Source organism: Streptosporangium lutulentum, from assembly GCF_030811455.1.
GTDB lineage: Bacteria > Actinomycetota > Actinomycetes > Streptosporangiales > Streptosporangiaceae > Streptosporangium > Streptosporangium lutulentum.
This window is the reverse complement of sequence record NZ_JAUSQU010000001.1, coordinates 4,748,205-4,761,400: the sequence shown is the minus strand read 5'-3', so window position 1 is coordinate 4,761,400 and position 13,196 is coordinate 4,748,205. Positions and strand designations below refer to the sequence as shown.

Annotated in this window: 8 protein-coding genes; all 8 read left to right on the top strand. The window is 71.6% G+C overall.

Features of this window, described 5'->3' with window-relative positions; translation table 11 throughout:
- The first annotated feature begins 50 nt into the window (after positions 1–50).
- The 8 genes from metK to asnB all read left to right on the top strand — a co-directional run bounded on the left by metK (position 51) and on the right by asnB (position 13,194).
- On the top strand, positions 51–1,238 hold the full coding sequence (gene metK / locus J2853_RS21250; RefSeq protein ID WP_307560555.1) for a methionine adenosyltransferase: 1,188 nt from the start codon (positions 51–53) through the stop codon (positions 1,236–1,238).
- A 1,140-nt stretch (positions 1,239–2,378) separates the two neighbouring features.
- On the top strand, positions 2,379–4,763 hold the full coding sequence (locus tag J2853_RS21245) for a primosomal protein N' (RefSeq protein ID WP_307560553.1): 2,385 nt from the start codon (positions 2,379–2,381) through the stop codon (positions 4,761–4,763).
- Positions 4,764–4,812: 49 nt separating this feature from the next.
- Positions 4,813–6,456 (top strand): hypothetical protein, encoded by a 1,644-nt coding sequence (locus J2853_RS21240; protein WP_307560551.1) that lies wholly within the window; start codon positions 4,813–4,815, stop codon positions 6,454–6,456.
- A 40-nt stretch (positions 6,457–6,496) separates the two neighbouring features.
- Complete coding sequence (locus J2853_RS21235; RefSeq protein ID WP_307560549.1) at positions 6,497–7,879, top strand: hypothetical protein; 1,383 nt, start codon at positions 6,497–6,499, stop codon at positions 7,877–7,879.
- A gap of 137 nt (positions 7,880–8,016) precedes the next feature.
- Entirely contained in the window at positions 8,017–8,568 is a 552-nt protein-coding gene (def, locus tag J2853_RS21230; protein WP_307560546.1) for a peptide deformylase, read from the top strand.
- Between the two features lie 5 nt (positions 8,569–8,573).
- Complete coding sequence (gene fmt / locus J2853_RS21225) at positions 8,574–9,503, top strand: methionyl-tRNA formyltransferase (RefSeq protein ID WP_307560544.1); 930 nt, start codon at positions 8,574–8,576, stop codon at positions 9,501–9,503.
- Positions 9,504–9,508: 5 nt separating this feature from the next.
- Positions 9,509–11,128 carry an RsmB/NOP family class I SAM-dependent RNA methyltransferase gene (locus J2853_RS21220; protein WP_307560543.1) on the top strand — a complete coding sequence of 540 codons (1,620 nt, stop codon included), beginning with the start codon at positions 9,509–9,511 and terminating at the stop codon, positions 11,126–11,128.
- 212 nt (positions 11,129–11,340) lie between these two features.
- Complete coding sequence (gene asnB / locus J2853_RS21215) at positions 11,341–13,194, top strand: asparagine synthase (glutamine-hydrolyzing) (protein ID WP_307560541.1); 1,854 nt, start codon at positions 11,341–11,343, stop codon at positions 13,192–13,194.
- The last annotated feature ends 2 nt before the right edge of the window (positions 13,195–13,196 follow it).

The window sequence follows — 13,196 nt, the reverse complement described above, 5'->3', positions numbered from 1 at the left end:
GACGCCGGAGCCCCCAGACGCCAGCAGCCGCTGCATGAGGAGCCACTGACTTGTCCCGTCGCCTGTTCACCTCCGAGTCGGTCACCGAGGGCCACCCGGACAAGATCGCCGACCAGATCAGTGACGCGATCCTCGACGCCATGCTCAAGGGTGACCCCAAGAGCCGTGTCGCCGTCGAGACGCTGATCACCACTGGCCAGGTCCACGTCGCCGGAGAGGTGACGACGGAGACCTATGTCGACATCCCCGGTCTCATCCGGGAAAAGATCCTTGAGATCGGCTACGACGCCTCCCACAAGGGCTTCGACGGCGCCTCCTGCGGTGTGTCGGTGTCCATCGGCGCGCAGTCTCCCGACATCGCCCAGGGCGTCGACGACGCCTACGAGACCCGTGAGGGCGAGGGCGTCGACGAGCTCGACCGTCAGGGCGCCGGCGACCAGGGCCTGATGTTCGGCTACGCCTGCCGCGAGACGCCCGAGCTGATGCCGCTGCCGATCCAGCTGGCACACCGCCTCGCCGAGCGCCTGTCGCAGGTCCGCAAGGACGGCACCGTCCCGTACCTGCGCCCCGACGGCAAGACCCAGGTCACCATCGAATACGACGGCGACCGTCCGGTCCGGCTCGACACCGTGGTGGTCTCCACCCAGCACGCGGCCGAGATCGACCTCAAGGAAATGCTCGCGCCGGACATCAAGGAGCACGTGGTCGACCCGGTGCTCGCCGGCCTGGAGCTCGACACCGAGGGTTACCAGCTGCTGGTCAACCCGACCGGGCGTTTTGAGATCGGCGGCCCGATGGGCGACGCCGGACTGACCGGCCGCAAGATCATCGTTGACACCTACGGCGGCATGGCCCGCCACGGCGGCGGCGCGTTCTCCGGCAAGGACCCGTCCAAGGTCGACCGCTCGGCCGCCTACGCCATGCGCTGGGTCGCCAAGAACATCGTGGCCGCGGGACTGGCCGACCGCGCCGAGGTCCAGGTCGCCTACGCCATCGGCAAGGCACACCCGGTCGGCGTGTTCGTCGAGACCTTCGGCACCGAGAAGATCGAGACCGAGAAGATCCAGGAAGCCGTGCTCAAGGTCTTCGACCTCCGCCCGGCCGCGATCATCCGTGACCTCGACCTGCTCCGCCCGATCTACTCGGGCACCTCCGCCTACGGACACTTCGGCCGCGAGGGCTTCTCCTGGGAGGCCACCGACCGCGCCGAGAGCCTGCGCGTCGCCGCGGGTCTCTGACCTCGGCTCCACCTGGCGGCCCCCGTGAGGGAACCTCACGGGGGCCGCGGCATGTCCGGCGTCAGGAACAACCAGAGGACTGCCGTGGGCGCCGGGGTGGGAATGAAGATCAACGGCGACATCAACGGCAAGTGATGTCGTTTTCCGCTTCGCCAGAGCGAGGCCGCCGCGGCGCTCGGTTTCACTCCCGTTTGAGGATCGCGTGGTCTGCAAATCTTTTCTCATCCTTTTCGAGGTCTCCGAGCCCGTACCTGCGAGGTGACCCGGATATGAGGCGGGGAGTCGCTGTCGGTCCGGTGACGGGCCTGTGAGGGCCGGGTCACTCGGAGGCGCTTCGGGTGGGAATTGTTGGTTCTTCGGTTCGTGAAATCCGGTAATCGTGCCCAGAGCGGTTGGGTGGTTTCTCTTCTGGGTTCTTTCATGGCGGGTTTCGCCGATGTCTCCGAACGGGTCGACGGTCTCGACCGCAGGATCGCCGATCATCGGCCGGATGGGTTGATCGGCCGACCCCGTCGTGATGCCGACCCGGCGAGGTCCTCTTGCCGATGGATGAGAAAGGTCTATCCCCCCGTTCCTGACCTTTCTCATCCGTTTTCCCTTTGGCCTCGCTCGCGGCTGAGAATTGCGCGCCGGGCGCGTAATCCGGGCCCTCGAAGACCGGTCCACGGTTCTTGGCGTGCTTGTCTCGATCTTCGACGGTGGTCTCGTCCATGAGATTCCCGGCGGACTTCGCCATCCCTTCTTCGAAGGGTTTCATGTGTCCGGAGAAGCCGGTGAAAGTATCGATGGGGAGATGGGCGCGGCCGGGAACAGACTGGAATCTCGGATTCAGGTTTTTGATGAGGAGGGAGGTTCATGTGTCGTGTGGCGGTTCCCGTCGAAGGCGATCCACGGCTCGGAGAACTCCGATCGTGGGAGACGCCGATTCGGTCGTTCCGGAAGCCGGAAGGTTCCGCGGCCGGGTGACATCGGTGAGCCCGGGGCCTCGCGCCCGTGACCGGTGCCCGCATCCCGGGCCATACCAGGGGGTCGGTGGGCTCGGGGCCTCGCGCCCGTGACCGGTGCCCTCCGCCCGACGGGCCACCCGCGGAGTCGCCGCCATCCGGTGGGACGGCCTTCCGTATCTGGTAGGACATGGGGGTGACCCACGCCAGCCCCTCCTCGGACGACGACGCCCTGCTGCCGCTCGACGCCGTGCGCGCGCGGCCCGTGCCGGGCGGTGCCGCGACGGCGCGGGCCAGGGCGGCCAAGGCCGCCGAGACGGCCAGGACCGCCGCCACGGCCAGGCTGCCCAAGACGGCGGCCCCGGCCAGGGGCGTGCCGGAGCCCGCCGCGGTGCTGCCGGTCGCGCGGGTCGCCGTGGACATGCCGCTGCCGCATCTGGACCGTCCGTTCGACTACGTCGTCCCCGCCACCCTGGACGCCGACGCGGTGCCCGGCTCCCGGGTCCGGGTCCGGTTCGCGGGCAAGCTCGTCGACGGGTTCCTGCTGGAGCGGGCGGAGACCACCGAGCACCAGGGCAAGCTGGCCCGCCTGGAGAAGGTCGTCTCCGCCGAGCCCGTGCTCACCCCCGAGATCGTCCTGCTGGCCCGCGCGGTGGCCGACCGCTACGCCGGGACCCTGGCCGACGTCCTCCGCCTGGCCGTGCCGCCCCGCCACGCCAGGGTGGAGGCCGAGGGCGCGCCCGTGCCCTCGGCTCCGGGTGGCGCCTCCGTCTCCCCGGCCGCGGACCCGGAGGCTCCCGTCTCCTCGGTTCCGGGGCCGGACGCCGCCGTGTCCTCGACCCCGGACGAGACGGCCGAGGCGTCTTCGGTCCCGGGCCGGGAGGCCGGCGGAGCCTCGGACCCGTCGGTCACGACGCCTCCGGCGCCCCCGGGCCCGGGGCGGGAAGACAGCGAGGGGGACGGGGGAGCGGCGTCCGAAGGGGCCGAAGGAGGCGCGGGGGGAGAGCGGCCGGAGCCCGGGCCGTGGGCGGACTACCCGGACGGGGAGGCGTTCCTGGCGGCTCTCGCCGACGGACGGTCGCCCCGGGCCGTGTGGACCGCTCTGCCCGGGACGGGCGAGGGCGGACCCGACTGGGCGGCGGCGGTGGCGACGGCCGTGCGGGAGACCCTCCGTGGGGGCAGGGGAGCCCTCGTGGTGCTCCCCGACGGGAAGGACGTGGCACTGGCCGACGCGGCGCTGAGCGTCGTCCTGGGGCCCGGGACGCACGTGGCGCTGACCGCCGATCTGGGGCCCGCGGAGCGCTACCGGCGGTGGCTGCGGGTGCTCCGGGGTCAGGCGAGGGTCGCGGTCGGCACGAGGGCGGCGGCGTTCGCCCCGGTCAAGGACCTCGGGCTGGCGGTGATCTGGGACGACGGGGACGACCTGCACGCCGAGCGGCTCGCGCCGTACCCGCACACCAGGGAGATCCTCGCCCTGCGCGCCCACCAGGCGCGCGCGGGCCTGCTCATCGGGGGATACGCCCGTACGGCGGAGTCCACCCAGCTCATCGCCACCGGCTGGGCGGGGCCCATCGCCGCCGCCCGCGAGACGGTCAGGAACAGGGCCCCGAGGGTCCATCCCGCGGGAGAGGACTCGGAGCTGGCCAAGGACGAGGCGGCCAGGGCGGCGCGGCTGCCCAGCCTCGCCTGGCGGACGCTGCGCACCGGGCTGGAAAGCGGCCCGGTCCTGGTGCAGGTCCCCCGGCGGGGGTACCTGCCCGGGCTGGCGTGCCAGAACTGCCGGGCCACGGCGCGCTGCGGGAACTGCAGGGGACCGCTCGCGCTGCGCAGCGGCCATGCCGTTCCCTACTGCCGCTGGTGCGGCCGGATCGCGGGGGAGTGGCGGTGCCCGGCCTGCGGGGCGGCCCGGGTGCGGGCACAGGTGGTCGGCGCCCGCCGTACGGCGGAGGAGCTGGGGCGGGCCTTCCCCTCGATCCCGGTCAGGACCTCGGGCAAGGAGGGGGTGCTCGCCACGGTCGGCCCCGCCCGCGCGCTGGTGGTGGCCACCCCGGGGGCCGAACCGGTGGCCGAGGGCGGCTACGCGGCCGCCGTGCTGCTGGACGGATGGGCGCTGCTCGGCCGGCCCGACCTGAGGGTCTCCGAGGAGACGCTGCGCCGGTGGATGAACGCGGCGGCGCTGCTGCGGCCCCGGGCCGAGCTGGTGGTGATGGCGGACTCCTCGGTGCCCGCCGTCCAGGCGCTGCTGCGCTGGGATCCCGTCACCCACGCCGAACGGGAACTGGCCGAGAGGACAGAACTAGGTTTCCCCCCCGCGGTAAGGCTGGCGACCCTCACCGGGTCTCCGGCGGCGGTGAGGGAAATGCTCGGAGAGGTGGCGCTGCCCGGCGAGGCGCAGGTTCTCGGCCCGGTTCCGGTGGACGCGCCCAAGGGGGACCAAGTGCGAGAACGTGCCATGGTGAGGGTTCCGCGAGGGGCCGGATCGGCGCTGGCCGCCGCGCTGAAAGGGGCGGTCGGGGTGCGCTCCGCACGTAAGGCTTCGGAGGTGGTCAGGGTATGCATTGACCCCCTCGATGTGATTTGAGTTATTTCCCCGATTCGCGGTGCTGGCAGTAAGCCGTTAATTTTCCCCTGTGTCGATCGAATGGGTGAATCGGGCCGTAGACGACCTGCGCGCGTGGGGGCGTGCGCATGGCCTGGACGTTGACGTGGACGAGGTACGGCTGCTCTGCGACTACGCGAGCGACTATCTGGACGTGAACGAGCTGGGTGACTTCACCCCGGTGGCCTTCGAGGAATTGCTGCTCAATATCTACCCCCGCAAGGTCATCGCCCCGCCCGAAAGCGCCTCCGAGACCGTCGCCGCCGCCCGCACCCTGGTCGACTTCCTGCTCGCGACCGAGGAGATCGGCGGCAAGATGGCCGTCCGCATGCGGGTCGTCCTGGACCGGATCGAGCCCGAGATGCCGGTCGCGCTCGCCGACACCTCCCGGTTCGGCATGGCCAAGAGCCTGTTCAGCGCGATGGGCGCCGACTCGCTGGAGCAGGGCGACGTCTCCCTGTCGGCGGTGGAGGAACCCGCCCCTGAGGTCTGTGACTGCCCCGGCTGCTCCCCGCTCCCCCCGGTACGGCTCGCGCCCCGTGAGACGCTCGCGGAGAGCGTCCTGCGGGTGCCCCTGGTGACGGACGTCCGGCGGCTGGTCCAGTGGATGCTGGCCGGGGGCCGCACGCCGACGGTCAAGGGACGGCTCAGGGTCCGCGACGCCGCCGAGGCGACCGCGCAGCTCGCGGTGACCGACCCCGCGCTCCTGTGGAACCTGGCCGTGTACACCGGCCTGGTCGAGGTGGAGGGCACCGCCATCTTCGACGGCGAGGAGTTCGACCCGCTCGGCACCTGGGCGGCGGTGGTGGAGTTCATCGTGGAGAAGGAGACCGGCGGCGCCGTCACCGGCGACGGCTCCCTCGACGAGGAGCTCTACGGCCTGTGCGACATGCTCTACCGCCTGCAGGCGCCGGTGCCGATCCCCCTCGTCGCCGACTACCTCGAGGAGATCGGGCTGGTCGAGGACGGGGAGATCGACGTTCAGGAGGTCGTGCGGCGGCTCGCCTACTGCGGGATGGCCGAGCCCGGGGACGAGGCCCTGGAGCTGACCCCGCTGGCGCTGTGGGGGCTGCGGGAGTTCTACGAGGACCTGGGCATCGAGGCGCCCGAGGCCGCCGACCTGACCGTCGCCGACGCGTCGGAGCTCATCGAGGGACTGCTCTCCGGGATGCCCACCGAGCTGGCCGAGGCCGACATCGAGGGCTGGCTGGAGAACCGGACCCCCGACGAGGCCGCCACAGAGCTGCTGGGCGCCGCCTCCGGGGCCCCCGCGATCGCCAGGGGCATCGCGGTGACGATCGTCGACCGCCTCGGCCCCGACGCCGAGGCCGCGGTGCGCGCCTACCTGGAGGAGGCGGAGCTGCGCCCGCACGCCATCCACTGGCTGTCCGCGCGTGGCCTGGCCGCCCCGGCGCTCACACAGGAGGAGGTGCTCTGGATGAGCGTGGACATGCTCGCCCTGGCCATGCCGTCCGCCGAGGACGACCCGGAGACGTTCGCCGAGAACATGTCGGCGTCCGGCCCGTCGGTGCATGTGATCGAGGAGATGTGGCGGGTCGACCACCCCGACGTCGTCGACGTCCTTGAGCTGCTCGGACGCTCCCTGGAGGACCAGAACACGGCCAAGGCGGCCCGCAAGGCGGCCTTCAAGGCACGTTCTCGCGCGATCGGTTGAGCCGTGTATGACTGAGGCTTGAGTGCAGTAAGTTTCACGGGTGGCAAAGAGCGGGAACACTGGCAACGTCTTCGATATCGGCGAATTGCGCAGGTTGGTGGACGAGCTGGGAGCAGGACCCCGTGACGTGCGAGCGGCCGTTCTCGAAGGGGCCGTCGCCGACGACGAGGGCTGTGACTGCCCCAGCTGTGGCACCGACGCGCTGACCTTCCCCCCGGTCGAGCTCGCCCCGGACGGCGAGCTCGCGGCGGCCGTTCTCAAGGTCCCGCTGGTGCTGGACGCCCAGCGGCTGGCCGCGTGGACCGGCATCCGCGAGGTGTCCCCGGAGAACCTGCTGCCCGACCCCTTCCTGCCGTGCGCGGAGCTCGGGTTGCCCAGCCCCGCCCGGCTGCACCTGCTCTGGGTGGTCGCGGTCAACACCGGAATGCTCCGCATCTCCAGGGGCGTGGCGTCGCCCGGCCCCCTGGCGCTCTCCCCGGAGCTGCCCCCGGCGGCGACGCTGGGATTCTGGGACGGCGTGGTCATGGACGTCCTGGACCGCGCGGACGAGGGGCTGACCGGATCCGCGGTGGTGGACGACCACCTCGCCGAGATGCTCGCCACGCTGTACGCCGTGGGCGACGGCCTCTCCTCGGCCACCCTCGTCAAGGGCATCCTCCAGTCGCACGAGGTGGCCTGTGAGGCGCGCCCGGCGGAGATGCGGGCGCTGACCGCGGCCCTGCCCGGCGAGCTGGAGGCGGCGCTGTCGCTGCTCGTCTACTGCGGGCTCATCGAGCCGTCGCAGGCGGGCTGGCCCCGGCTGACCCCGCTCGGCGTCTGGGCCGTCCGCCAGGACCTGCTGCGCGAGGGCCACGACGCGCCCACCGGGGCCGAGGTCGCCGCCTTCGCCGACCTCGGCGCCGCCGAACTGGTCGACGAGATCATGAAAGGCTCGGCCGCCCCCAGCGCCGTCACCGTGTGGCTGGAGTCCCGCCCCGCCGAGACCGCCGCCCGCGAGCTGGTCACGCTCGCCGTGTCCGGCACGGCGGGCCTGCGCGGCGCCGTGGGCAAGATCCTGGAGGAGCTCGGCCCCGAGGCCGAGGTTCCGCTCAGGGAGGCGCTCGCCGAGCCCACCATGTGGCGCTACGCCGCGTCCTGGCTGCACATCCGCGATCTGCCCGCACCCGACCTCACGCCCGCCGACAGCACCTGGCTCACGGTCGACACACTCGCCTCGCTGGTCCACCTGGGCAACGTCCCCGAGGCGTTGTGCGGGTTCGACGCCCTCGAACCCGGTGAGGACCTGGTCCGGCTGGTGGAGGAGATGGCACTGGTCGACCATCCCGACACGCTCGCCGTCCTCGACCTCCTGGGCGCCCATCACGCCAAGGCGGCGGTGGCCAAGAGCGCCCGCAAGGCGGCCATGAAGGTCCGTTCCCGGTAGGGGCGGCGGGAGGCTCGTTCCCGGTAGGGTCGCGGTCAGGGCCTCCCGCCGCTCCCGTGGCCTGTGAGCGGCGGATCCCAGGGATACGGCCAGGCCCTTAGACTGGGAGATCCCCGGAAAGTGTGAGGAGATCCCCGTTGGCCATTCAGCCGATCCGCCTTTTCGGCGACCCGGTGCTGCGCACTCCAGCCGAGCCGGTGAAGGACTTTGACAAGGAGCTGCGCAAGCTCGTCAAAGATCTCACGGACACGATGATGGAGGCTCCCGGAGCGGGGCTGGCCGCGCCGCAGATCGGAGTCGGCCTGCGGGTCTTCACCTATTACGTGGACGACCAGCTCGGCCATCTGATCAACCCCAGCCTCGACCTGTCCGATGAGCTGGACGAGGAGGGCGAGGAGGGCTGCCTGTCCTTCCCCGGCCTGTCGTACCCGACGCCCCGGGCGGTGCGGGCCGTGGCGACAGGCTTCAACATGCACGGCGAGCCCGTCCTCCTCGAGGGCACCGACCTGATGGCCCGCTGCTTCCAGCACGAGACCGACCACCTGGACGGCGTGCTGTTCATCGACCGGATGGATCTCAGGCAGCGCAAGCTCGCCATGAAGGAGATCCGCGAGGCCGAGTGGAGCGGGCTGTCGTCGACCCCCACGTTCAAGTTCTCTCCGCACGCTACCCACGGGAAGGCTCTGTAGGAACCTTGCGCCTGGTCTTCGCCGGAACCCCGGACACCGCCCTGCCCTCGCTGCGGGCACTGATCGATTCGCCGCGCCATGACGTCGTCGCCGTCGTCACCCGGCCGGACGCCCAGTCGGGCAGGGGTCGTAAGATCCAACCGAGTCCCGTCGCCGAGCTCGCCGAGGAGGCGGGCATCGAGATCCTCCGGCCGCACAAGGCGGGCGACCCCGAGTTCCTGGAGCGGCTCCGGCGACTCGACCCCGACTGCTGCCCGGTCGTGGCCTACGGCGCCCTCCTGCCGCAGGCCGCCCTGGACATCCCGCGGCACGGCTGGGTCAACCTCCACTTCTCCCTGCTTCCGGCCTGGCGCGGCGCGGCTCCGGTGCAGCACGCCGTGCTGCACGGCGACGAGATCACGGGCGCGGCCACCTTCCAGATCGTCAAGGAGCTGGACGCCGGCCCGGTCTACGGCGTGGTCACCGAGGAGATCAGGCCCGTCGACACCAGCGGCGAGCTGCTGGCCCGGCTCGCCGAGTCCGGCGCCGGACTGCTGCTGGCGACCCTGGACGGGATCGAGGAGGGCAAGCTGGAGGCCGTGCCGCAGCCCGCCGACGGGGTGAGCGTCGCCCCGAAGATCAGCGTGGAGGACGCCAGGGTCGACTGGTCCGCGCCCGCCATGCGGGTGGACCGGCTGATCCGCGCCTGCACGCCCGCCCCGGGCGCCTGGACCGAGTTTCGCGGTCAGCGGGTCAAGATCGGCCCCGTACGGCTCGCCCCCGACGCCCCGGCACTGGCCCCTGGCCGGATCGCGGCGTCCAAGAACTCCGTTGTGATCGGTACGGCCACGCACCCGGTCGAGCTGGGTGAGGTGCAGCCGCAGGGCAAGCGCCTGATGAACGCGGGAGAGTGGGCCCGCGGAGTGCGGCCCACCGATGAGGATCGGCTGGCCTAGAGATCATGAATGACCGGGGGAACGGCGGGGATGCCCCGCGCGGTGGCAGCGGGGCCGGAGGCCGTTCACGCGGTGGCGCCGGAGGCCGGGGAGCGGGCGGACGCGGTCAGAGCGCCGCCGGTGCTCCGGGCGGCGGACGCGGGCAGGGAGCCGCTCCCCGCGGTCAGGGCTCCGGCGGCAGGCGTGCCGGAGGCAAGGGCGCCCGCCCGCCCAAGCCGGTCCATGACGCGGCCCGCAACACCGCCTACGACCTGCTGCGCGCCGTCGACGAGCGAGACGCCTACGCCAACCTGCTGATGCCCGCGTTGCTGCGTGAGCGCCGCCTGTCCGGAAGGGACGCGGGCCTGGCGACCGAGCTGGCCTACGGCACCCTGCGCGGCCTCGGCACCTACGACGAGATCATCGCCGCCTGCAGCGACCGCGCCCCGGAGAAAGTGGACCCGCCGCTGCTCGACGCCATCCGTCTCGGCGTGCACCAGCTGCTCAAGACCCGCGTGCCCCCGCACGCCGCCGTGGGCACGACCGTCGACCTGGTTCGGATGCGCGTGGGCGTCGGCGCGTCGAAGTACGCCAACGCCGTGCTGCGCAAGGTCTCGACCCGCTCCCTGGAGCAGTGGCTCCCGATCGTGGCCCCGGACCCCGCCGACGATCCGATCGGGAACCTGGCCGTGACGCACAGCCATCCCCGGTGGATCGTCACCGCGCTGCGCGACGCGGTGGGCGGCGACTTCGACGAGACGGCCGCCCTGCTGGCCGCCGACAACGAGCGTCCCCGGGTCACCCTGGTCGCCCGCCCCGGACGCTCGTCGGTCGAGGAGCTTCTCGCCGCGGGCGCCGAGCCCGCCCGCTACTCTCCCTACGCGGCCTATCTGCCCGAGGGCGACCCCGGCGCGGTCCCGGCCGTGGCCGAGTCGCGCGCCGCCGTCCAGGACGAGGCCAGCCAGCTGGTGGTCCTGGCCCTGACGCGGGTCCCGGTGGAGGGCGCCGACTCCCGCTGGCTCGACCTGTGCGCCGGCCCCGGAGGCAAGGCGGGTCTCCTGGACGCCATCGCCACCCACGGCGACGAAGCCGGCCGCGCGCCGGGGCGCTCCCCCGAGGGGCACGAAGGGCCGTCGGGTCCTGTGGCCTTCGCCGGCGGAGCCGACCTGCTCGCCGCCGAGCTCCAGTACCACCGCGCCCGCCTGGTCTGGCAGACCACCCGCAAGGCCTCGGTGATCACCGTCGACGGTACGGCTCCCGCCTGGCGGCCGGGGTCGTTCGACCGGGTGATGGTCGACGCCCCCTGCACGGGCCTGGGCGCCCTGCGCCGCCGGCCGGAGGCCCGCTGGCGTCGCGACCCCCGCGGTCTCCCCGACCTCGGCAGGCTCCAGCGCGACCTGCTCACCTCGGCCCTCGACTCGGTCCGCCCCGGCGGGGTCGTCGCCTACGTGACCTGCTCGCCTCACCTGGCCGAGACCGCCGCCGTGGTCGGCGACGTCCTGCGGCGGCGCGACGACGTCGAGGCCCTCGACGCCCGTTCCTACCTGCCCGAGGTCGACGGCCTGGGCGAGGGCCCCCACGCCCAGTTCTGGCCTCACCGCCACGGCACCGACGGGATGTTCCTCGCCCTGCTGCGCCGCCGCTGAGAGGGCTCCGGCCCGGTCCTCGCGGGGGCCGGAGCGTAAAATCACCAATGATCGGACCCGGCTTCCAGCGCCTTCACCGAGTGCCTCCCTTCGATTTGTTACGTTGTCCTATCTTCCACTTGTCCTACTTTTGCTCTTTTTTCGGCATGTGACGTTCCAGACGGGTGTTGTTGAAAGATGAAAGGACTTCCGACAAGCGAGGGGTTGTCGAGATGTGTGGAATCGCTGGATGGGTGGACTTCGAGCGTGATCTGAGGCAGGCACGGGACATCGCGCAGGCCATGACCGAGACCATGTCCTGCCGCGGACCGGACGACGAAGGACTGTGGCTGGCTCCGCACGCCGCGATGGGGCACCGGCGGCTCGCCATCATCGACATCGAGGGCGGCCGTCAGCCCATGGTCGCGGATGAGGACGGGCGGGAGCTCGCCGTCCTCATCTACAGCGGCGAGGTGTACAACTTCCGCGAGCTGCGCACCGAGCTGACCGCGAGGGGCCACCGCTTCCGCACCCGCAGCGACACCGAGGTCGTCCTGAGGGCCTACCTGGAGTGGGGCGAGGATCTCGCCACCAGGCTGAACGGCATGTTCGCCTTCGCGATCTGGGACTCCCGCCGCGAGGAGCTGCTGCTCGTCCGTGACCGGATGGGCATCAAGCCGCTCTACTACTACCCGACCCCGGAAGGCGTGCTGTTCGGCTCGGAGCCCAAGGCGATCCTCGCCAACCCGCTCGCCCAGCCGGCCGTGGTCGACGCCGACGGGCTGCGCGCGCTGCTCTCCTTCGTCAAGCCGCCGGAGAACGGGATCTACCGCGGGATGTACGAGGTGCGTCCCGGCCAGGTCGTCCGGGTGAACCGCGAGGGCCTGACCAAGCGCCGTTACTGGAAGCTGGAGTCCCGCGAGCACACCGACGACGTTCCCACCACGGTCAAGACCGTGCGAGGCCTGCTGGACGACATCGTCGACCGCCAGACCATCTCCGACGTGCCGCTGTGCACCCTGCTCTCCGGCGGTCTCGACTCCAGCGCCGTCACCGCGCTCGCCCAGCAGGCGGTCGAGAAGCAGGGACTGGGCAAGATCCGGTCGTTCTCCGTCGACTTCGCCGGTTACAGCGAGAACTTCAAGCCCGACGAGATGCGCCCCACCCCCGACGCGCCGTTCGCCCACGACGTCGTGGACCACGTCCACACCGCGCACACCGACATCGTCCTGGACTCCGCGGACCTCATGGACCCGGGCGTCCGCACGGCCGTGCTGAGGGCGCGCGATCTGCCGACGGGTATGGGCGACATGGACACCTCGCTCTACCTGCTCTTCCAGGCGATCCGCGGTCACTCGACGGTGGCGCTGTCGGGTGAGTCCGCCGACGAGGTCTTCGGCGGCTACCGGTGGTTCCACGATCCCGCGTCGGTCAACGCCGACACCTTCCCGTGGCTGGTGGCGAGGGACGTGATGAGGTTCACCGGGTTGCGCGCGATCCTCGGCGAGGACCTGCGGCGCGAGCTGGACCTTCCCGGCTACATCGCGGAGAGCTACCGTCAGGCGCTGGACGAGGTGCCGCGGCTGCCCGGTGAGACCGGCCTGGAGAGGCGCATGCGGGAGATCAGTTACCTGCACCTCACCCGGTTCGTGCAGCTCCTGCTCGACAGGAAGGACCGCATGAGCATGGCCGTCGGACTCGAGGTCCGGGTGCCGTTCTGCGACCACCGGCTGGTGGACTACGTCTTCAACGCCCCGTGGGCGTTGAAGACCTTCGACGGCTACGAGAAGAGCCTGCTGCGTGGCGCCTCGGAGGACATCCTGCCGCGTTCGGTGCTCGAACGTCGCAAGAGCCCCTACCCCTCCACGCAGGACCCCTCCTACGAGCAGGCCCTCCGGGTGGAGTCGGCCCGGCTGCTCGACCGGGGGAATCTCGCCGCCGCGCCGCTGCTCGATCTCGACGGGGTACGGGCCAGGCTCGACCGGCCCGATTCCGACGAAGGCCAGCAGGGAACCCGGGCGGCGCTGGACGGTCTGCTCGAGTTCAACGAGTGGCTTGAGGACTATCAGATCCAGATCAAGGTCTGACG

Excerpts from the sequence above, each read along its gene's own strand:
- J2853_RS21220 (WP_307560543.1), top strand. The coding sequence starts at position 9,509 with ATGAATGACCGGGGGAACGGCGGGGATGCCCCGCGCGGTGGCAGCGGG.
- asnB (WP_307560541.1), top strand. The coding sequence starts at position 11,341 with ATGTGTGGAATCGCTGGATGGGTGGACTTCGAGCGTGATCTGAGGCAG.